The sequence below is a fragment of the Halobacillus sp. GSS1 genome (assembly GCF_017307035.1).
Classification (GTDB): Bacteria; Bacillota; Bacilli; order Bacillales; family Halobacillaceae; genus Halobacillus; species Halobacillus litoralis.
Window position 1 is genome coordinate 1088996 of sequence record NZ_JAFLHE010000001.1, and the last position, 20735, is coordinate 1109730.

Consider the following 20735-nt stretch of genomic DNA (forward strand, 5'->3'; position numbering starts at 1 on the left):
GCGTATGCTAAACGTCAACGAGGTAGAGTTTAAATCATTCACTTCTCACATCCATACAAGCTGATTTTAAAGTAGTGGTTTCGAGAACCATACTTGGTTAAGGGGCGAAGGGGAATGGCGAGACTCCTGCGGGAAAAAGTGCTTGGTGAGACCCCACAGGACGCAGTCCGAGGAGGCTCACCGCGCTCCCGCGGAAAGCGAGTCATTCCCCGCAGCCCCCATCCCCTCAACAAACGTCTCGAAACTGAGTCTTCAAGAAACCTGCCATATACTTTAAGATGAGCCGTATGTAGGCATAAAAAAAGACAGGGGGAACCCCCTGTCTTTTTTATTATTCAACTGTGATGATTTTTACGTCGATCTCTCCGCCTGGTGTCGCGACTTTGACTTTGTCACCTACAACATGTCCAATTAAGCTTTGAGCCATTGGAGAGTCATTTGAGATTTTGCCTTCGAATGGGTCAGCTTCTGCACTTCCGACAATCGTGTATGTTTCTTCGTCTCCATCCGGAAGCTCTTGGAACGTTACAGATTTACCCATTGTAACCGTGTCGGGATTCGCATTATCATTTTCAATAATGACTGCATTTCGAATCATATTTTCCACTTGTGTAATTCGTGCTTCTACAAATGCTTGTTCATCTTTAGCTGCATCGTACTCAGAGTTCTCAGATAGATCTCCGAAACCACGAGCGATTTTAATCCGTTCGACTACTTCTTTACGTCGCTCAGTTTTTAAGTGATGCAATTCTTCTTCTAACTTTTGTTTACCTTCTTCCGTCATATAATAACTTTTTTCTTCTGCCATGGTCCAAATACACTCCTTTAAATACAAGAAAAAATGATGTCCTTAATATAGGAAATGAGCAGTACGATTGTACGCTCATTAAAGATGATTAACTATACTTTACCCGAGGACATTATGATTTAGAACTACTAGTGAAAACTATGCCAGATTTTTGGTAGTATTTCAACTATTTTCTTTCGTCACTGTTTGTCCTTTTTCGTAGAGAACCGTTTGGATCTTCGTTGCCATAAGATCAATGGCCACGTGGTTTTGTCCACCTTCTGGAATAATAATATCTGAGTACCGTTTCGTCGGTTCTACGAATTGCAAGTGCATAGGACGAACGACGTTGATATATTGTTCGATGACAGAGTCAAGTGAACGGCCTCTCTCATTAATATCTCTCATTAATCTACGGATAATTCTTACGTCTGCATCTGTATCTACAAAAACTTTAATATCCATGAGATCTCTGAGACGTTCATCTTCCAGGACAAGAATCCCTTCTACGATAATTACTTCTTTAGGTTCGACATGAATGGTTTCATCTGAACGGGTATGCATCTTATAATCATAGACCGGTTTTTCTACAGGCTTTTGTTCAAGCAATTGTTCCAAATGCTCAATGAGAAGGTCATTATCGAAAGCTAGAGGATGATCATAGTTTGTTTGTAACCGCTCCTCGAACGGTACATCACTTTGATCTTTATAATAATAATCCTGTTCTAGCATTAATAACGTCTTATCTGTAAAGCGCTGGATGATCGAACGAGTGACACTCGTTTTCCCTGATCCTGATCCTCCCGCTACTCCAATCACTACTGGTTTATCACTCATGCTCCTGGGTGCTCCTTTCATCCATTTCATTCTTATCTAATTATTGTGCTTATGTTTCTTTTTCGTAATTGCAACCCCGTCTCCCAGGGGCACAATGGTTGTATAATAATCAGGATGCTGAACAAGCCATTCATTAAATCTCCTGATCTTACCAGCAATCTTCGCCATTCTTGGGCTTGCTTCTGAATCGTCAGCCACTAAACCTTTAAATAGTACATTATCAGAAAGAATGACGCCTTGATCGGATACCATCGGGGAATACAGATGGAAAAATTCTTCATACTTCCCCTTCGCTGCATCGATAAATAATAAATCAAACGGACCATCTTTTTCAATGGTAGATGCTACCTCTAGCGCATCGCCGTGTATGACATGGATCTGTTCCTCTGCGTTCATAGCCTTAATATTCTTCAAGGCTTCTTTATATCGCTGTTCATCACGTTCGACCGTTATTATATGACTACCTGGACAGGCTTCCAGCATTCGAAGCGCTGAATAACCAATAGCTGTGCCAATCTCCAGGATTTTTTTTGGTTGGTGGATCCTGAGAAGCTGCATGAGAAAATCGATTCCTAACGGTTCCATGATTGGTACCCGCTGTTTTTCTGCTTCGGATTCCATTCTCTTTACATCTTTGGAAGGCTCTGAAAGCAATGACTGCAAATATTCTTCTTGATTCACCGAGTTTCACCCTTCCATTCATTTTTACATCCGGTTTACAACCCCACTATTTTAACATAAAAAAAAGAAGGAATGCGAGTATCTTTTTGCATTCCTTCTAAAAACATGTTAATTAATATACTTATCTTTCAGTTGGTTATGTTCTTCCAGGGAACTCGCGTAATGGATCTCTCCACTGCTGTCAGCAAGGAAATAGAGAAACTCATGCTCATCTGGTTTAGCAGCTGCCTGAAGAGAGTTCTCATTAAAGTTTGAAATCGGCCCGACCGGTAGTCCGGTTATATAATAGGTATTGTATGGAGATTCGATTTCAAGGTCTTCATACAGGACGCGATCTTTATGTTCGCCATGAGCATAAAGTACGGTGGGGTCTGTTTGAAGCTTCATATCTTTACCCAGACGATTTTGAAACACGCCGGAAATCATTTTACGGCTTTTCTCTGTGCGCGCTTCGTTTTCGAGAAGAGATGCCATCGTGACGAGGTCATGCACATTCTCAAGTCCTTCAAGGTTCCCCATCTGATTGACGTAAGGAAGGACCACGGCCTGTGTCTTATCCAGCATTTTCTTCACAACCTGGTCGATGGTTGGATCTTCGACATAGACGTCATAGGTCGCAGCAAACAAATACCCTTCTAATGGGTGGCGAACTTCATCGTTCAATATATCCTCTGTCAATAGCTGAGGATATTCAGACATTTTTTCTTTCACATAAGATTCATCATCCACTTTTTCCATGAACTCTTCCTTAGTAAATGGTAAGTCTTCTGCGTAAACCTCAGCGATTTGCTCCAGGTTACGCCCCTCAGGGACAGTCACTTTGTAAACAGATTCTTTTACCAGCTTACCTGTTTTTAAGGTCTCAATAATTTCATTCAGCGTCATGGAAGATGTAAACTGATAATTTCCCGCTTGGAAACCAGATTCGTTCTTAAATTTTGTATAAAAACGGAAAATCAAGTCATTTTTGATGATATCATTCTTTTCAAGGATACTTGCTATCGAAGATGTTGAAGATCCTAAAGGGATATCGACATTGATCTGTTTATCATTCCCTGGCTCTACAGGCTCTAAAGCAGATTTCACGTATAAATATCCAGAAACTCCGCCGATCAAAAGAGCAAGAACCAAGACCGTGAGAATGATTGACACGATTTTCCTCACTTTACTTGCTTCCTCTATTCTATTTTTCAATCTTTTTTTATATTGATTTTTAAAGTCAGAATTAGACAAACGGACTTCCCCCTTTCATCCGGTTCATTATACTATAAAGTGAAAGAATCTTTCTACATATTCCCTTAATTTTCTACAAGGACTAGCGTATTCCGCGGTTTTACTACACAGCGTTCGTGAGTGAAATCGAAGAAATATAGTGTTCCATCTCAAGGTATAATAAAAGCCTGCAGCTGATCGCTGCAGGCTTTTGGCATTACGTCAAATCTTCATCTGTCAACGTGTTCAACATTTCTTCAACCATTTCCCATTCATCATCGGATTCGATTTGGAAGAGAGCAAGGTCATCCTCTTCGTTCCCTTTTTCTTCGTAGCGGAATGCGAAGACTTCTACTTCTTCGCCATCCTTTTGTTCAGCAGGTACCACTGCAATGTAAGAATGTCCGGTTTGTTCTACATCAAAGGTGAACAAAACTTCAAATAAATGCTCTTCCCCATTTTCATCAGGAATGATGATACGTTCTTCTTTTTCTAGTGCCATATTAAACGTCCTCCTTATTGTTTCGAATCCAAATAACTTTGCAAGATCATGACAGCGGCCATTTTATCAATGACTTTTTTCCGTTTTTTCCTGCTGACATCTGCATCCAGCAGCACGCGTTCAGCTGCCATTGTTGTTAAGCGTTCATCCCAAAGATGTGTTTGGAGATGAAATTCTTCTTCCAGCCATGAGGCGAAAGTCTGGCTCGCTTCTCCTCTTGGGCCGACCGTACCATTCATATTCTTTGGAAACCCTACGACTGCTTCCGTCACGTCATGGTCACGTATGACTTCTCTTAGCGGCTCTTTAGCCGTATTGTAGTCCTGCTCGTCCCAACGGAGTGTGGTGAGGCCTTGGGCCGTCCAGCCCAAAGCATCCGAAATGGCGATGCCAATCGTTTTTTCGCCCACATCCAATCCTATTTTTTTCATTCAATGCCCTCTTTATTCTCTTTGATGTAAGATTTAACCAGCTCTTCAATCAACTCATCACGCTCAATCTTGCGGATTAAGTTTCTGGCATCCTGATGACGAGGAATGTATGCAGGGTCGCCCGAAAGCAAATATCCGACAATCTGGTTGATCGGATTGTACCCTTTCTCTTGTAATGCTCCGTAAACAGATAGAAGTACGGATCGGACATCTTGATCAAACGGTTCTTCAGAGAAGTTGAACCTCATCGTTTTATCCATTGAACTCATTACAGTCACCTCGCACTTTGTAGTATTTACTCTATTATATACCTAATTCCTCGATAGGAAAAACTAGGCGTTTTGACTTGCGTATTCCTTGGCATATTCAAGTGCCTCTGGAATTTTAGAAGCGTCTTTACCTCCAGCTTGGGCCATGTCTGGACGACCTCCACCGCCGCCGCCACATCGTGTAGCTGCTTCTTTAATCAATTGACCTGCATGGTATCCTTTTTCTACTAAATCCTTCGATACTCCTGCAATCAATTGAACTTTATCTCCATTAGGAGCAGCTAGAAGAATCATTCCGGAGTCGAGTTTCTGTTTCAGATCATCAACCATGGTTCTGAGAGCATTCATATCTTTTACATCCACTTGCTTAGCAAGAACCTTCACACCGTTAACTTCCTCCACTTCATCCAGGATGTTGGAGGCTTCCATGTTCGAAAGTTTCGCACTTAGCGATTCATTTTCTTTTTGAAGGTCTTTCATTTCTTTATGAAGGACTTCTATTCGTTCTGGAACCTGATCGGGCTTAGTCTTCAGCTGCTCACCGGCTTTTTTCAGCAATGCCTCTTTGCCATTCATATACATATACGCATCCTTAGCTGTGACAGCCTCGATCCTTCTGGTGCCGGCACCAATTCCGGACTCTGAAATAATCTTGAATAAGCCGATCTCGGCGGTGTTCATAACATGACAGCCCCCGCACAGCTCAAGGCTGTAATCGCCAACCTGCACAACTCTGACTGTGTCGCCATATTTCTCACCGAATAAGGCCATCGCTCCCTTGGCTTTGGCTTCTTCAATAGAATTAATCTCAATGGAAACTGGCATTGACTGCCATACTTTTTCATTAACGATGGCCTCAATTTTCTCCATCTCTTCGTTCGTTACAGAACCAAAGTGAGAAAAGTCAAAGCGCAGGCGATCTGGAGCTACGAGAGAACCGGCTTGATTCACATGTTCGCCAAGCACATCTTTTAAAGCTTGATGCAGAAGGTGAGTCGCCGTATGGTTTTTAACAATAAAGGAACGTCCACTTTGATCGACTTCTGCCTTCACTGCGGCTCCTTTTTCTATAGAACCTTGTTTAACCACCGCTTCATGCATATGCTGACCATTGGGCGCTTTTTGGACATTGGTGACTTCAACTACAGCAGATTCCGTTTTCAGGAACCCACGGTCAGCGATTTGACCACCACTCTCCGCATAGAAAGGTGTCTGCGATAGGAAAAGATAAACCGTGTCGCCCTCTTCGGCATATCCACTGAACTCTTTCTCTTTAATCAGTTCCACAATTTCCGTTTCCACTTGAAGGGTGTCATAACCTACGAATTCACTGTCCACATGAACGTCACCCAGCACACCATCCTGAACTTGCATGGAGTCCGCCTTCTGACGGGCACTGCGCGCGCGCTCCCGCTGCTTTTGCATCTCGTTTTGGAAACCTTCTTCATCAATAGTGAAGCCAGCTTCCGCTACATACTCTTCCGTCAACTCTTTCGGGAAGCCATAGGTATCATATAAACGGAAGACTTCCGTTCCCGGGAACACGTTGCTTCCCTTCTCTGTTTCCTGTTTGATGATGCTGGAAAGAATCTGCAACCCATCATTCAATGTTTCGTGGAAACGTGTTTCTTCTGTCTGAATGACGTTTTGAATGAATGCTTCTTTTTCTTTCACTTCCGGATAAAAGTCAACCATGATTTTAGAGACTTCAGGAACCAGTTTATACATGAACGGTTTGTCAATTCCGATCTGCTTGGCAAAGCGTACCGCTCTACGAAGCAGGCGGCGCAGAACGTAACCACGTCCTTCATTCGAAGGCAGGGCTCCATCACTGACTGCGAAAGTCACGGTTCTCATATGGTCTGCGATCACTTTGAAGGAAGCATCTGTATCAAAACTGTCCTCATAATTTTTATCCGCCATTTTTTCCGTTGCTTTGATAATCGGAAGGAATAAATCTGTCTCAAAGTTCGTTTCTGTTTCTTGAATAACACAAACGATACGCTCAAGGCCCATCCCAGTATCAATGTTTTTCTTAGGAAGTGGTGTATAAGTATCATCAGGGTTGTGATTGAATTGAGAGAAGACAAGATTCCAGATTTCTAAATAGCGCTCATTTTCTCCGCCAGGGTATAATTCCGGATCACTTGCATCATTCCCGTATTTCTCTCCACGGTCATAAAAGATCTCTGTATTCGGCCCACTTGGCCCTTCTCCGATATCCCAGAAATTTTCTTCGATACGGATAATGCGCTCTTCATCAAGACCGATTTTATCTTTCCAGATTTGGTAAGCCTCATCATCTTCCGGGTGGACGGTAACAGACAGCCTCTCCGGGTCGAACCCAATCCACTGGTCACTCGTAAGGAACTCCCAGGCCCATTCCATTGCTTCTTCCTTGAAGTAATCTCCAATAGAAAAATTACCGAGCATCTCAAAGAAAGTGTGGTGTCTCGCCGTGAATCCTACGTTTTCGATATCATTCGTACGGATGGATTTCTGAGCGTTTACAATTCGAGGGTTTTCAGGAATGACGCGGCCATCAAAATATTTTTTTAATGTGGCCACTCCACTATTGATCCATAGAAGTGTAGGATCTTCATGAGGGACAAGTGACGCACTTGGTTCTACGCTATGTCCTTTTTCTTTAAAGAAGTCAAGAAACATTTGACGGACTTCCGCTGATGTTAATGATTTCATTTGTTAATAACCTCCTCAATTTCTTCAATAGTATAGAGACCGTTCCAGACGAAGAGGAACAAAAAAACCCCGTCCCTGCCTTTAATTCGGCAGGGACGGGGTTTCGTTTCCGCGGTACCACCCTGGTTATAGACAATCAAGTCTATCAGCTTGAATGCCTGTAACGTGGCATGACCCCGGCGGGAATTAACCGCACTCTGGAATAGCTTTCAACAACCTTCATGCAATGCGTTTTTCAGCCTGGAACGCACCTCTCTGAACATGAAAAAATTGCCTACTTTTTTCCTTCATCGTGTTCTTTCGTCCTTATAGTCTTTGCTAAGCGTAATTATAGATAACTGATCTTCATCTGTCAATGTTTAACCTTCCTGTACGGATTTCAGAGGCTACTACTTTTAAACAGGTCAACACAGGAACGGCCAAAATCAGTCCAGGGATCCCTGCCACTTCTCCGCCAACCAGTAAGGCCAGGATGATGAACAAGGGGTGGATATGGATACTCTTCCCCATGATGTATGGAGAGAGGAGGTTTCCTTCGACCAGTTGAATGACCAGGATGACAGCTAATGTGAAAAGGAGAGTATTCACACTGACAGTAAGAGCAACAATGACCGCAGGACCCGCTCCAAGGAGAGGTCCAAAATAGGGGATGATATTCGTAAGTCCGGCAATTATCCCTAAGACTAAAGGGTAGGGTAAATCAATGAACCAAAACCCCGCGGTAGCTAATACACCAACGAATAAACTAATCAATAGCTGCCCTCGGATATAGCCTCCAAGAGAATCATTCAATTCTCTGACCAACCGCTTGGATTCCTCGTGCCATTTGGAAGGGAGTAGTAATACCAGAGCTTTCCCGATGCTCTTATAGTCTTTAAGAAAATAAAACGTCATCACAGGCACAACAGCGAGAAGAACAATCATATTAAAGATTCCGCTAAGACCAGCGAGCAGCGCCAAGACTCTTGCGCTTCCCCATTCTTCAAAGCTTGCAAAACGCGCATCCACTTCATGATGCAGACCATCCGGCAATTTTTCTGTTTGCGCATAAAGCTGCTTGGTCCAATTCTGATAGGATTCAACCAAGGAAGGCAAGTGCTCATTTAAAAGCTTTAATTGATCCAGCAAACGTGGAATACCTTTATATAAACCAAAAGCCGTCAAAGAAAAGAACAGTACAAAAATGACAAGTATGCTGACTGTGCGGGACAGTCCAATGTCCTCGATCATGTGCACGAGTGGATGCAGCAAAAGGGATAAAACGAGAGCAAGCAAAAACGGCAGCAGCACTTTCCCTATGACGATTAGTACACCGTCATAATAAGGGAACAACCAAGCTAGCAATAAGAGAGAAAGTAAGATGATAAAAAAGATGGTGAATCTCCGTAACCATTTCGAGGAGCGATCACTCATGAATCATCAAGATCCTTGCTGATAAAAAATATCATTCAAAGAGCTTAGACTGCCATCTTCCTCAATTTGGTTGATATTCATTTTCCCATCTTCAATCGTTAACTCCAGGCAGCAATTCCAACAGTAGTATTGTTCGTTCCCAATTTTTCCCAGGTTCTTATTATTGCAGTTCGGACATCTCATCGGGCATACTCCTTTTTTTACCAAATAGTATGTCCACGAAAATGAGATTCATACATTACTTGAGTTGTTCCATCACCCACGCAATCCCTTCATCCACTTGTTCGTCAGAAGGGCTGGCATGGGGCGTGTGCTCGAGGATAAAATATTTGTCCCTGCCCTTTGCCAGCAGTTCTAAGAATGGAGCCATGTCAAAAGCAGTGTCCTGCTTTTCAAAGTCCGGATGAATCGGAGTCCAAATATATCCCTTCTCCGTAAAACGGACATTATGCATATGTACGACTTTCGTAAATGGAAGAAGCGGTTCTATATACTCTCTCCAATCGTTTTCAACTGCAATCCTATAATCCCCCATATCAATACAGATGCTCAGACCATATTTTCCCCAGAGATTCATAGGGAAATCATACAAGTACTGAATACCTGCAGGTGATTGATTTTGACCGAGTTTTGGTTCACAAACAATTGGAACCCCATATGTATCCTGCAAGTGCTGTAAAAACTGCAGTCCTTCCTCTATCTTTTCAATCGCAGCCTCCGTCTCACCTTTGAAATAGGGAAAATGAACAAGAACATAGGAAGCCCCTGATCGCGCTGCTTCCTGGACTTCTTCTACAAACAACTTCCTGGCGGCAGATGGTTCCATTTTTACTTCCTCCAGAAGATCATACTTGCTGTTTTCTCTAAAGTGAGGAACATGAATACCAAAACTAACCTTGTTCTCCCTAGCTAGACGTAAAAAGGAGAGATAGGAATCCCTGTCCCCAAACTCTCCTATTTCCACATGAGACAAACCTTTACCAAACAGCTCTGGAAGACGGTCGTGATTAGACAAGATGGTACTTCCAGACATCCCGATAGAATGAGCCAAAACGTTCCCTCCTACATAAAATCGTATGGTGACAACTGTTCTTCCTCTTCTTCTGTGTTCACTTCAGGAGCTGATTCTTCCTGCAGTTTCTCTTTCAACTGTGTGTATCTCGTATTCGTATCGGTCGTGCGCACACCATCAAGGAAAGCTTCACGATCACCGCAAATAATAAGAGACTGTTTAGATCTTGTGATGGCGGTATAAATCAGATTCTTTCTCAGCATCCGGCGATAACTTCGTACGATTGGCAGAATAACGATAGAAAACTCACTGCCCTGAGATTTATGGATGGATGTGCAATACGCGTGCATGATACTGTTCAAGTCTTTTTTTGGATAGACGACTTCTTTTCCATCAAAATCGATCACTACCTGCTCGACACCATCGACGTTTTCTTCCGCTCGAAAAATGGCTACGATTTCGCCGATATCTCCATTATAAACCCCATCTTCAGGCTGATTAACCAACTGGATGACCTTATCCCCTTTTCGATAAATAACCTCAAAATGTTTCAAATCACGTTTTTGTTTGTTTTTGGGATTAATCGTCTGCTGGATGCTTTCATTCAACTTGTGGATCCCTACATCTGTTCGATACATGGGAGCAAGCACTTGAATATCCTTCAACTCATTCCCCTTGTCCAACGCTTTTTGAACAATGTTTGTCACGAGATCACTTAGTTGATGTTCTCTTGCTGGGATAAAATTGAAATCATGGTCTTTTTCTAGGGTGGCAGAGGTGCATGCATCGTTTTTTATTTCATGAGCGAGCTGGATGATTTTCGAACCTTCCTTTTGACGGTAAACTTCTGTCAACTTCACGGAAGGAAGCGTGTTAGAAGCCAGGAGGTCAGCAAGCACCTGACCAGGCCCTACTGAAGGGAGTTGGTCTTCGTCTCCAACCAGTAACACTTGCATATCATCAGGAATGGCACGGAACAACTGATTGGCAAGCCAAATATCGACCATCGAAAACTCGTCAATGATCAATACACTCCCTTCCAGCGGATTATTCTGATTGCGTTCAAAGGAGTCATGCCCGTCCCACCCTAATAAACGGTGAATGGTGCTTGCAGGCAGCCCCGTGGATTCTGTCATCCTTTTTGCTGCTCTCCCTGTGGGTGCTGCAAGGACGAATGGAAAGGGCTTGTCACTATCATAATCACCCGGATCGATAGAATGGTCATTCAATTCTGCATACGTATGGATGATTCCTTTGATCACTGTAGTTTTCCCCGTCCCCGGGCCACCAGTTAAAATCATTAATTTGGAATGAAGAGCTTTTTCAATGGCGTTGAACTGATCTTCCCCATAACTCATCGCTTCATCTTCTTCCAAGTCCCCGATGATTTTCATCAAATCCGCCTGCGTGTGGGCTGCCTCCACCTCTTTTTCCTGAATACGTTCCAGATGGCTGCAAAAACCATTTTCCGCAAAGTATAGTGTCGGAAGATAGACGCGTTCATCTTCAATATACACAAATCGTTCTTCACCAAGGTGAATCATTTGCTCAGACAGCTGCTCGAAAGTAATGGCAGGCTCAGACCCTTGATTCAACAATTGTTCAACCTGGACGAGACACTCTTCTGTCGGTAGATAGACATGTCCAGAACTCATACTCTTTTGCATCATATACAAGCACGCCGCCCGAATCCTTGTAGGGTGGTCGTGCGAAAGATTCTGCATCTTTGCCATTTCGTCTGCTCGATGAAAACCAAAGCCATCCACATGGAAGACAAGCTGGTAAGGGTCCTCTTCAATGATCGCCATCGTCTGATCCTTAAAGGCTTCATAGATTTTTTGGGCAAGCTTAAGACCAAATCCGTATTGTGACAAATGAATCATGACGTGCTCAAATCCTTGATGCTCTTTCAAAGCCTCATATAGCTGATCCGCTTTTTCTTTAGGCAGCTTCGGGACAGCATCCAACACATCACGATTTTCCAATATTCTGGATATCGCCTGCTCTCCTAACTCATCCACGATCCGTTCGGCCGTTTTTTTTCCGATTCCGTGGAAAAGGTCACTGGATAAGTAGAGGACGATTCCATCTTTTGTTTCCGGCAGGACACGGTTGTACATGTCTACTTCATATTGCAGCCCAAATTTTTTATGGTTTTTGAATTCTCCATAAAACAGATAGGTTTCGCCTTCTTCCAAAGGGGAAAAATGCCCTTTGATCACCAGGGATTTCTCATCGAAAGCTTCATTCGTTTCTTTCACATGAATGGAAGCGATCGAGAAGTGTTCGGATTCATTGTGAAAAATCATCCGACTCAACTCCCCTTTGACATACGGACGTTCCTCATTAGATTCTTGAAAGAGCGATTGTTGAGTCATGATCATCGAACTCCTCTACTCGTTTAACGCTTGTTCCACTTGCCCCTTGGCATGAGCGGCCAGCATATGCTCTGGATTGATTTCCAATGCCTTAGAAAAATGCTCCAGAGCTTTCCCGGCGTTCTCCTGATGAAGAGCTACAACACCAAGGTTATAATGCGCATCACTGTGTTGTTCTTCTAATTGTAGCACATGGTTCATGACTTGTTCAGCCTGATCAATCTGTCCATTTTGGGCCAGACATAAGCCATATTGGAATTGGACATCAACGTCTTTCGGAGCGAGTTCAGATGCTCTTAAAAGATAAGGGAGAGCAAGCTTCACGTATTCTTGATGAATGAACGTCATTCCTAACATAAAGTGCACATCTGCTTCATCCAACCCTTGCTGGATCGCCTGAATGAACTGCTCCTGGGCTTTTGTGTACTTTTCCTGTTCATAGTATACATTCCCTAAACCATAATAGGCAGTGGCTGCCGTATCATCCAATTCAATGGCACGATGAAAGAAGCGCTCGGCTCTTTCATGATCGTTCATATGTGTCAGAAGATTACCGAAATTGATATACCCGACAGGCTCTTTTGGATTCTCATCAATTGCCTCCGTAAATAGCTTGGCCGCCTCCTCATAATTATGGTTCTGCATTTGTTCAATTCCTTGTTTTAGTTTATCCATTCTTCAAAACTCTCCTTTCACTATTCTCTTTTTACACTTCTATTAGAAAGAGTCGTCCTCTCTCTCGGTCATTTGGAACGTAAGAGTATTACTCATAAAAAAGTCATGTCCAAAAGATACGGACATGACTTTTTTCCTTTTATCCTACATAAGTGATCGCTTCATCTTCTTTAAGCACGACATCAATGGTCGCCCCGCCAAGGCAAACCTCTCCATCGTAAAAGACGACCGCCTGTCCAGGCGTGATGGCACGTTCTGGTTCATCAAACATGACTTTCCACTTTCCATCTTCCATCGGGTACACGGTCACTCCGCTATCTTCCTGGCGATAACGGAATTTGGCCGTACACGTGAAAGATTCGGTGGGAACAATCCCTTTTGTCCAGGTCGCTTCAGAAGCAATTAGACCGTCAGAGTAGAGTGCATCATGATGGAATCCTTGACCAACGTAGAGAATATTATCCGTTACATTCTTACCTACGACGAACCATGGGTCTCCAGCGCCTCCAATGCCAAGTCCCTGACGCTGACCTAATGTGTAATACATCAATCCGTCATGCTTACCTTTCACTTCACCATCCAGAGTTTCCATATTGCCTGGTTGCGCAGGTAAATATTCACTTAGGAACTCCTTGAAGTTACGCTCCCCGATAAAGCAGATCCCTGTAGAATCTTTCTTTTTCGCTGTGGCCAGACCATGCTCTTCCGCAATGGCACGCACTTCTTTTTTCTCAAGATGACCTAATGGGAACATCACTTTAGAAAGCACTTCCTGTGATAGTTGGTTCAAGAAGTATGTTTGATCTTTATTGTGATCCACTCCACGGAGCATTTCATACGTGCCCTCATTTTCACGGACTTGTGCATAGTGGCCTGTTGCCAAATAGTCTGCTCCGAGGGACATCGCATGGTCCATGAAGGCTTTGAACTTGATTTCTTTGTTGCACATCACATCCGGATTCGGTGTCCGCCCTTTTTTATACTCATCGAGGAAATAGGTAAACACTTTATCCCAATACTGTTTCTCGAAATTCACTGCGAAATACGGAATATCCAACTGATTACACACGCGGATCACATCTTCATAATCTTCCGTAGCTGTACAGACACCATTTTCATCGGTATCATCCCAGTTCTTCATAAAAATACCGACGACATCATAGCCTTGTTCTTTTAATAGAAGAGCCGCGACAGATGAATCCACCCCGCCACTCATCCCAACGACTACCCTTGTATCTTTAGGATCTTTCATTTCTTACACCTTCCTTTATCAAGACAGCCTTTTGATAATTTGGCTGACTCTCCTTGCTGATTCTGTTATATTCTCTTCATTATTTGCAAGTCCAAAACTGAACCGGATTGAATTGGTGGTCTTCGGATGGTCGGAACCAAACATCGCGGAAAGAACATGTGAAGGTTCTACAGAACCTGCCGTACAGGCACTTCCGCTTGAAGCAGCAATGCCCGATAAATCAAAGTTCGTGAGCAGAGTTTCCACATTCATCCCGGGAAAACTGATGTTCACGATTGATTCGATCGATTCTTCCTGGGATCCGTTCACTTCAAAAGGAACGTTTTCCTCCTTAAGGGTCTGGAGGAAGAGCTGCTTATAATGAAGGTATTTCTCTTTATAAGTCGAACGCTCGGATTCTATAATCTCAACCGCTGTCTTCAGCCCTTGAACGGCCGGAATGTTTTCTGTACCCGCTCGTCTTTTTCGTTCCTGTTCTCCGCCATATTGAAGAGATTCAATTACTGTGCCTTCACGGATATACAAAAAGCCGATCCCTTTCGGTCCATTGATCTTATGACCGGAAACCGCCATCAAATCGACCCCAAGTCGTGAAACATCCAAATCCATCAGACCGTATGCCTGAACGCTATCAGAATGAAAATATGCCTGATGGTCCTTTAACTCAGCGGCTATTTCTTCAATGGGCTGGATCGCTCCCGTTTCATTATTCACCATCATAACGGAAACAAGAATCGTATCGTCACGAAGAGCATTTTTTACATCAGCCACTTTTACAATTCCATGCTCGTCCACAGGCAGATAAGTGACTTCAAAGCCTTGAGACTCCAAGTATTCAACTGCATGTAATGTAGCATGATGTTCAATCGAAGTGGTAATGATATGCTTACCTTTTGAACGATTGGCTCTAGCCGTACCCATGATCGCTAAATTGTCTGCTTCTGTTCCCCCACTTGTGAAAACAATTTCCTTCTCATTCGCACCTAGCCCCTGAGCAATTCTTCTGCGCCCTTCATCCAGAATCCGACGCGCTTTCCTTCCATACTGATGCACACTGGAGGGATTACCGAATACCTCTTGATAAACGGGCATCATTTCTTCGATTACTTTGGGATGGACGGGTGAAGTCGCCGCATGGTCCAAATAAATTGACTTCATCTTGTCACCTCCAACCATTTAAATATAAAACATATAAGCATCCTGGGTCTGGTCGTCTACATGATCCTTCAGGTCTTCAAGGGTCGTAGTATCCAGGACATCCTTCACTGCATCTCTGACCCTTTTCCATAATGCTTGTTTGGCAGGCTCTTCATTTTCAATACCTTCAACAGGTGTGATTGGCCCTTCTAAAACGCGGATCACATCTCCTGCTGTAATCTCATGAGGAGCTTTCGTTAGCATATAGCCTCCATAGGCACCACGCACACTTTTCACGAGGCTTGCGTTTCGCAAAGGAGCAATCAACTGCTCCAAATAGTGTTCGGACAGGTTATTGTCTCTTGCAATCTGTTTCAAAGAAATAGGACCGTCTCCATATTTTCTTGCCAATTCAATCATGATGGTTAGCCCGTATCGGCCTTTGGTAGATATCTTCATACATGTCACCCTTCATTAATAAAAACTGTAGCCATGTTTTCGCCTGTGGTAAGGTGTATCCTACAAATGTACCCAGAAACAGAGCGATGAATACCGTCCCTGCTCCAACCGGACCGCCGAGGGCGAAACCTGCAACGGCTACGATTATTTCAATTCCATTCCTTACTGTCGATACTTTCCATCCGGTAGTCTTTGTAATCAATAACATCAGGCTGTCACGTGGCCCTGCACCAATGTCGGGGGCAACGTAAACACCAATCCCAAGTGCAATGACGAACGTGCCTGATATAAATATGAATAATTGCATAATCAATGTTTCAGGTTCTGGCAAAAGCCAATTAAAGAAATCAATAAATACACCAATGAGGATCATATTTAATATCGTTCCTACTTGCGGCCACATTTTTTGTAAAACCGAACTTATCAGAACGATCAGCAATCCGGCAATAATCGACCAGGTCCCTACAGTAAGACCCAGTTGAAGAAACAGACCATAATGAAAAACATCCCATGGTCCAATTCCAAACTCTTTCACCTGCATTGTCATTGAAATGCCAAGCCCCAGAATGACTAAACCGATAAAGAAAAAGCTCCAGCGAATAAAATTTTCGCGCTTTTCCCCCTTTTCGTGAGTCATGGTCATCTTCCTCTCTCTATTATACCAAACGCTATTATAGCATGAATGGCAAGTCCCTTGCATTTTCCTGAAAATCATTCTACGCTTACATTCATAACTGTCAAAAGGAGAATGTTCTATGAGTCAGCAACCCCTCGCTTTTCGTTTGCGACCAGACAATATAGATGAAATTATCGGACAGTCCCACCTCGTTGCCGAAGGAAAAACCATCAACCGTATGATCAAGGCTGAACGTCTGGCATCGATGATATTATTCGGTCCACCCGGGACAGGGAAAACCTCAATGGCAACCGCACTTGCTAAAAGCTTGAATATCCCTCATAAGACGTTGAATGCGGTAACGGATAAGAAGAAGGATATGGAAATTGCTGTGGAAGAAGCAAAGATGCACGGGCAGCTCGTATTGATCCTTGATGAGGTTCACCGGCTGGATAAAGCAAAGCAGGATTTCCTTCTCCCACACCTGGAGAGCAATCGTTTAACCATGATCGGCTGTACGACAAGCAACCCCTACCATTCCATAAACCCCGCGATTCGCAGCCGTTGTCATTTATTTGAGCTGTACAGGCTGGAGGATGACCACATAAAGCAGGCCATTCGAAGAGCACTGGAAGATCGTGAAAAGGGGCTTGGTCACATGAACATCCAAATGACTGACGAAGCACTTAACCACTTCGCTCAATCTTCTAATGGAGATCTTCGGGCCGCATTAAACGGGTTGGAACTTGCCGCTTTTTCTACACCTGCTGATGACAATGGGTTTGTGGAGATCAACTTAGAGGTTGCCGAAGAGTGTATGCAGAAGAAAAGCTTCTCCCATGATAAAGATGGTGATGCACACTACGATGTCCTCTCAGCCTTTCAAAAATCAATCAGAGGCAGTGATGTAGACGCTTCCCTACATTACTTAGGCCGATTAATCGAGGCAGGAGACCTTGATAGTATCGCTAGAAGATTAGTAGTCATTGCATACGAAGACATTGGACTCGCCAATCCACAAGCAGGTCCCAGGGCTCTTTCTGCCGTGGAAGCCGCTGAGCGAATCGGATTTCCCGAGGCCCGTATTCCATTGTCGGTAGCTGTAACGGAACTTGCCCTCTCTCCAAAATCAAACAGTGCCTATAAAGCACTTGATGCGGCGCTTTCGGATATCAGAAATGGGAAAAGCGGAGAAGTACCTCAACATTTAAAAGACTCTCATTATAAAGGAGCAGAAAAGCTAGGAAGAGGAATCGATTATAAGTATCCTCACAACTATGAGAATGCGTGGGTGGACCAGCAATACCTTCCCGACCTCATCCGAACACGCCAATACTATGAACCAAAACGGACAGGTAAATTTGAACAGGCTCTTGAACAGGTGTATAGCAAAATCAAAAAGCAAAAGTCTACTTGAGTATAATTCCAGTTCTTCTTGGCTACACTACTACTAAATCTGACAAACTATTATCTTTACAGATAAAATTAGGAGTGGTGAATATGCCTAAAGTAAGACAAGATGCCTGGTCTCATGAAGATGACCTTTTATTAGCGGAAACCGTTCTGAGACACATCCGCGAAGGAAGTACACAATTAAAAGCTTTTGATGAAGTCGGAGATATATTAAACCGCACCTCAGCAGCCTGCGGGTTTCGATGGAATGCAGAAGTCCGGCAGAAATATGAACAAGCCGTTGAGCTTGCGAAGAAACAACGAAAAGAGAAAAAACGGAAAGAAGCGAAGCAGCAACCTGTCTACCAGAGGCCGCAGGCTCCCGTTGTGTACCAGGCAGAACCAGAGGATGACGACTACTTACTTCCTGAGCCTGCTGTACCTGAGACCCAGGAAGAGAATTCAACTCAGCCTGATATTCGTTTAGAAGACATCATTTCTTATTTGACGAACCTTAAACAAGAGAGTAAGAGTTCAGGATCTCTTCAGAACCGACTCTCTGAACTAGAGCGTCATAATAAAGAGTTAATTGAACAAAACCAGCAATTAAATGGGCAGCTTGAAGCCATGACAGAAGATTATCAGGCCTTGATTCAAATCATGGACCGTGCTAGAAAAATGGTTATGTTTGATGATTCTGATGCTTACCGTCCTCAATTTCGTATGGAGAAAAACGGAAATCTTGAGAACCTTGCACGCTAAATAGAATAAAGGCACGAGTGTCAGGCCACTTTGGCTGGATGTTGTGCCCAAAAATCATATGTACAAACATGGTTGTTCCACAATATACAGGACCATTTTAAAAAAGCGTTTCCCTATCCGGGAAACGCTTTTTTGTTCAATTCATATGTAATCCATTTGAATTAATGGCAATTAAAAAAACCAATCCCAATTGTGCCGTCGTATCATGAGTTTTGAACCCGCTCTAGGCAGGTGGGTGCCCTGTTCTACATTTCTTGCGTCCTCCCATCAGTGATGGTTATGAGGCGTGCATTCCATATAGAAACACCAGGCTCCCGTATCAAAAATGTTCGGTCAAAACGTACATTCGAACAACGTACACATCAGGATTGGTCTCTTTAATTTTGTAATGTAATCTTAGCATATAACCTAAATAGAATCAACAATTAACCAATACATTTATTCATCTGAGTCAGACTGACTAGATGGTTTCAGCTGAAGGTGAAGTTCATCCAGCTGAGCTTCACTTACAGGTCCCGGAGCGTTCGTCATCGGATCTTGAGCGGAAGCTGTTTTCGGGAATAAAATAGTATCACGCAAATTCGTACGACCGGCTAAAAGCATGACAAGCCTGTCCAGGCCAAAGGCAATTCCCCCGTGAGGCGGTGTACCGTATTCTAATGCATCAAGAAGGAACCCAAACTGTTCATTTGCTTCCTCCTGACTGAAACCGAGCACCTCAAACATTTCCTGCTGCATTTCTTTTTCAAAGATACGCAAGGAACCTCCACCAAGCTCATACCCGTTGAGGACGATGTCATAGGCCTCTGCACGGACGTCTTTTGGATTTTTCTTCAGTTCATCCATACGTCCGCCTGCAGGCATTGTAAACGGATGGTGTGCGGCGTGATAACGTCCTTCATCTTCATCATACTCAAATAAAGGCCAGTCCGTTACCCAAAGGAAGTTGAACTTTGTCTCATCAATCAAGTCTAATCGACGGGCAAGCTTTTGACGTAAAGCTCCAAGACTGTCATGAACAACGGAAGTCTGGTCTGCTACAAAGAGAAGAAGATCGCCATCCTTTGCTGCCATTTTTTCTTTCATTGAAGAAGCCTCATCTTCAGAGAAGAATTTAGCAATCGGTCCATTGAACTCACCGTCTTTCACTTTTAACCATGCCAACCCTTTAGCTCCATAGACTTTGACATCTTCTGTCATCTTATCAATATCTTTGCGGGAAAACTCATCAGCTTTTCCTTCCACATTAATGGCGCTTACTTGGCCGCCTGAAGAAACCGCTCCGCTAAACACTTTAAAACCGGAATCCTTTACATCTTCAGAAAGATTCACTAATTCAAGACCAAAGCGAGTATCGGGCTTGTCGGAACCGTACCGTTCCATCGCCTCATCATAAGGCATACGAAGGAATGGGGTTTCGATTTCCTGGCCTTTCACTTCTTTCATGACACGCTTCATCATGCGTTCTGTTAAGGACATGATATCTTCTGTTGTCATAAATGAAGTCTCAATATCCACTTGTGTAAACTCAGGCTGACGGTCAGCGCGCAAGTCTTCATCACGGAAACAGCGGACGATCTGATAATACTTCTCGAACCCTGACATCATCAACAACTGTTTGAAGAGCTGGGGAGATTGAGGCAATGCATAGAATTCACCTTCATGAACCCGGCTTGGAACAAGATAGTCACGTGCTCCTTCCGGTGTACTCTTCGTCAGCATCGGTGTTTCCATATCCAAGAATTCTTCTTCATTCAAAAAATCACGGATCGACTGGGTCGTTTGGTGACGCATTTTAAACGTCTCCTGCATTTCTTTTCTTCTCAAATCCAAGTAGCGGTATTTAAGTCGAAGGTCTTCGGATACCTCTGATTGATCTTCAATCATGAATGGTGGTGTCTTCGCTTTGTTAAGAATCGTCAATTCCTTGGCAGCTACTTCAATTTCTCCTGTGCCAAGATTGGTATTAATGGTTTGGGCGTCACGGGCCACAACAGTCCCTTTAACTTCAAGGACATACTCACTGCGAACATTTTCCGCCTTCTCCAATGCTTCACCTGAAGTCTCAGGATTGAAAACCACCTGTACTAAGCCGGATCGATCTCTTAAATCGATGAAAATTAAACCACCTAAATCCCGGCGTTTTTGTACCCATCCTTTAAGTGTTACTTCTTGCTCAAGATGATCTCTGCGCAAAGATCCGCATTTTGTTCGTTCCAT

At 43.5% G+C, this 20735-nt stretch carries 20 protein-coding genes and 1 other RNA gene; 2 read left to right on the forward strand and 19 right to left on the reverse strand.

Going from position 1 to position 20735, the window contains the following annotated elements; all coding sequences use genetic code 11:
* Positions 1–331 precede the first annotated feature (331 nt).
* The 17 genes from greA to J0K78_RS05870 all read right to left on the reverse strand — a co-directional run bounded on the left by greA (position 332) and on the right by J0K78_RS05870 (position 16382).
* The gene (gene greA, locus J0K78_RS05790; protein WP_160915148.1) at positions 332–808 is read right to left on the reverse strand and encodes a transcription elongation factor GreA; all 477 of its coding nucleotides are present in this window, start codon (positions 806–808) and stop codon (positions 332–334) included.
* A gap of 162 nt (positions 809–970) precedes the next feature.
* Positions 971–1624 carry a uridine kinase gene (gene udk, locus J0K78_RS05795; RefSeq protein WP_160915150.1) on the reverse strand — a complete coding sequence of 218 codons (654 nt, stop codon included), beginning with the start codon at positions 1622–1624 and terminating at the stop codon, positions 971–973.
* Between the two features lie 36 nt (positions 1625–1660).
* On the reverse strand, positions 1661–2245 hold the full coding sequence (locus J0K78_RS05800) for an O-methyltransferase (protein WP_206945920.1): 585 nt from the start codon (positions 2243–2245) through the stop codon (positions 1661–1663).
* 168 nt (positions 2246–2413) lie between these two features.
* Positions 2414–3538 (reverse strand): endolytic transglycosylase MltG, encoded by a 1125-nt coding sequence (gene mltG, locus J0K78_RS05805; protein WP_206945778.1) that lies wholly within the window; start codon positions 3536–3538, stop codon positions 2414–2416.
* 196 nt (positions 3539–3734) lie between these two features.
* Positions 3735–4019: a DUF1292 domain-containing protein gene (locus J0K78_RS05810; RefSeq protein ID WP_089652614.1), complete on the reverse strand. Its 285-nt coding sequence runs from the start codon at positions 4017–4019 to the stop codon at positions 3735–3737.
* A gap of 14 nt (positions 4020–4033) precedes the next feature.
* A complete protein-coding gene (gene ruvX, locus J0K78_RS05815) occupies positions 4034–4450 on the reverse strand; it encodes a Holliday junction resolvase RuvX (protein WP_146812767.1) in 417 nt (138 codons plus the stop codon).
* Positions 4447–4719 carry an IreB family regulatory phosphoprotein gene (locus J0K78_RS05820; RefSeq protein WP_160915156.1) on the reverse strand — a complete coding sequence of 91 codons (273 nt, stop codon included), beginning with the start codon at positions 4717–4719 and terminating at the stop codon, positions 4447–4449. The genes ruvX and J0K78_RS05820 overlap by 4 nt, the downstream gene beginning before the upstream one ends.
* Before the next feature lie 63 nt (positions 4720–4782).
* On the reverse strand, positions 4783–7419 hold the full coding sequence (gene alaS / locus J0K78_RS05825) for an alanine--tRNA ligase (RefSeq protein ID WP_206945779.1): 2637 nt from the start codon (positions 7417–7419) through the stop codon (positions 4783–4785).
* A 345-nt stretch (positions 7420–7764) separates the two neighbouring features.
* Entirely contained in the window at positions 7765–8832 is a 1068-nt protein-coding gene (locus tag J0K78_RS05830; RefSeq protein WP_206945780.1) for an AI-2E family transporter, read from the reverse strand.
* A 6-nt stretch (positions 8833–8838) separates the two neighbouring features.
* On the reverse strand, positions 8839–9015 hold the full coding sequence (locus J0K78_RS05835) for a hypothetical protein (RefSeq protein ID WP_089652618.1): 177 nt from the start codon (positions 9013–9015) through the stop codon (positions 8839–8841).
* A gap of 55 nt (positions 9016–9070) precedes the next feature.
* On the reverse strand, positions 9071–9883 hold the full coding sequence (locus J0K78_RS05840; RefSeq protein ID WP_206945781.1) for a TIM barrel protein: 813 nt from the start codon (positions 9881–9883) through the stop codon (positions 9071–9073).
* An 11-nt stretch (positions 9884–9894) separates the two neighbouring features.
* Complete coding sequence (gene recD2 / locus J0K78_RS05845; protein WP_206945782.1) at positions 9895–12222, reverse strand: SF1B family DNA helicase RecD2; 2328 nt, start codon at positions 12220–12222, stop codon at positions 9895–9897.
* Between the two features lie 15 nt (positions 12223–12237).
* Entirely contained in the window at positions 12238–12897 is a 660-nt protein-coding gene (locus J0K78_RS05850) for a tetratricopeptide repeat protein (protein WP_160915165.1), read from the reverse strand.
* A 139-nt stretch (positions 12898–13036) separates the two neighbouring features.
* Positions 13037–14149, reverse strand: a complete 1113-nt coding sequence (gene mnmA, locus J0K78_RS05855) for a tRNA 2-thiouridine(34) synthase MnmA (protein WP_206945783.1) — start codon at positions 14147–14149, stop codon at positions 13037–13039.
* Positions 14150–14167: 18 nt separating this feature from the next.
* On the reverse strand, positions 14168–15307 hold the full coding sequence (locus tag J0K78_RS05860; RefSeq protein WP_206945784.1) for a cysteine desulfurase family protein: 1140 nt from the start codon (positions 15305–15307) through the stop codon (positions 14168–14170).
* An 18-nt stretch (positions 15308–15325) separates the two neighbouring features.
* On the reverse strand, positions 15326–15745 hold the full coding sequence (gene cymR, locus J0K78_RS05865) for a cysteine metabolism transcriptional regulator CymR (protein ID WP_089652624.1): 420 nt from the start codon (positions 15743–15745) through the stop codon (positions 15326–15328).
* Positions 15699–16382 (reverse strand): YczE/YyaS/YitT family protein, encoded by a 684-nt coding sequence (locus tag J0K78_RS05870; protein ID WP_206945785.1) that lies wholly within the window; start codon positions 16380–16382, stop codon positions 15699–15701. The genes cymR and J0K78_RS05870 overlap by 47 nt, the downstream gene beginning before the upstream one ends.
* A 118-nt stretch (positions 16383–16500) precedes the next feature.
* Between J0K78_RS05870 and J0K78_RS05875 the strand changes: the two genes are divergently transcribed.
* Together J0K78_RS05875 and J0K78_RS05880 are read left to right on the forward strand one after the other, a co-directional pair.
* On the forward strand, positions 16501–17778 hold the full coding sequence (locus tag J0K78_RS05875) for a replication-associated recombination protein A (protein WP_206945786.1): 1278 nt from the start codon (positions 16501–16503) through the stop codon (positions 17776–17778).
* 83 nt (positions 17779–17861) lie between these two features.
* A complete protein-coding gene (locus tag J0K78_RS05880) occupies positions 17862–18515 on the forward strand; it encodes an RsfA family transcriptional regulator (protein ID WP_206945787.1) in 654 nt (217 codons plus the stop codon).
* A gap of 179 nt (positions 18516–18694) precedes the next feature.
* Here the strand turns inward: J0K78_RS05880 and ssrS are convergent.
* Together ssrS and aspS are read right to left on the reverse strand one after the other, a co-directional pair.
* Positions 18695–18887, reverse strand: a non-coding RNA gene (gene ssrS / locus J0K78_RS05885) — 6S RNA.
* 66 nt (positions 18888–18953) lie between these two features.
* Entirely contained in the window at positions 18954–20735 is a 1782-nt protein-coding gene (aspS, locus tag J0K78_RS05890; protein WP_206945788.1) for an aspartate--tRNA ligase, read from the reverse strand.

Coding starts and splice junctions, on each gene's coding strand:
- greA (WP_160915148.1), bottom strand. CDS start 808: ATGGCAGAAGAAAAAAGTTATTATATGACGGAAGAAGGTAAACAAAAG.
- udk (WP_160915150.1), bottom strand. CDS start 1,624: ATGAGTGATAAACCAGTAGTGATTGGAGTAGCGGGAGGATCAGGATCA.
- J0K78_RS05800 (WP_206945920.1), bottom strand. CDS start 2,245: ATGGAATCCGAAGCAGAAAAACAGCGGGTACCAATCATGGAACCGTTA.
- J0K78_RS05810 (WP_089652614.1), bottom strand. CDS start 4,019: ATGGCACTAGAAAAAGAAGAACGTATCATCATTCCTGATGAAAATGGG.
- ruvX (WP_146812767.1), bottom strand. CDS start 4,450: ATGAAAAAAATAGGATTGGATGTGGGCGAAAAAACGATTGGCATCGCC.
- J0K78_RS05820 (WP_160915156.1), bottom strand. CDS start 4,719: ATGAGTTCAATGGATAAAACGATGAGGTTCAACTTCTCTGAAGAACCG.
- alaS (WP_206945779.1), bottom strand. CDS start 7,419: ATGAAATCATTAACATCAGCGGAAGTCCGTCAAATGTTTCTTGACTTC.
- J0K78_RS05830 (WP_206945780.1), bottom strand. CDS start 8,832: ATGAGTGATCGCTCCTCGAAATGGTTACGGAGATTCACCATCTTTTTT.
- J0K78_RS05835 (WP_089652618.1), bottom strand. CDS start 9,015: ATGAGATGTCCGAACTGCAATAATAAGAACCTGGGAAAAATTGGGAAC.
- recD2 (WP_206945782.1), bottom strand. CDS start 12,222: ATGACTCAACAATCGCTCTTTCAAGAATCTAATGAGGAACGTCCGTAT.
- J0K78_RS05850 (WP_160915165.1), bottom strand. CDS start 12,897: ATGGATAAACTAAAACAAGGAATTGAACAAATGCAGAACCATAATTAT.
- mnmA (WP_206945783.1), bottom strand. CDS start 14,149: ATGAAAGATCCTAAAGATACAAGGGTAGTCGTTGGGATGAGTGGCGGG.
- J0K78_RS05860 (WP_206945784.1), bottom strand. CDS start 15,307: ATGAAGTCAATTTATTTGGACCATGCGGCGACTTCACCCGTCCATCCC.
- cymR (WP_089652624.1), bottom strand. CDS start 15,745: ATGAAGATATCTACCAAAGGCCGATACGGGCTAACCATCATGATTGAA.
- J0K78_RS05870 (WP_206945785.1), bottom strand. CDS start 16,382: ATGACTCACGAAAAGGGGGAAAAGCGCGAAAATTTTATTCGCTGGAGC.
- J0K78_RS05875 (WP_206945786.1), top strand. CDS start 16,501: ATGAGTCAGCAACCCCTCGCTTTTCGTTTGCGACCAGACAATATAGAT.
- J0K78_RS05880 (WP_206945787.1), top strand. CDS start 17,862: ATGCCTAAAGTAAGACAAGATGCCTGGTCTCATGAAGATGACCTTTTA.
- aspS (WP_206945788.1), bottom strand. CDS start 20,735: ATGGAACGAACAAAATGCGGATCTTTGCGCAGAGATCATCTTGAGCAA.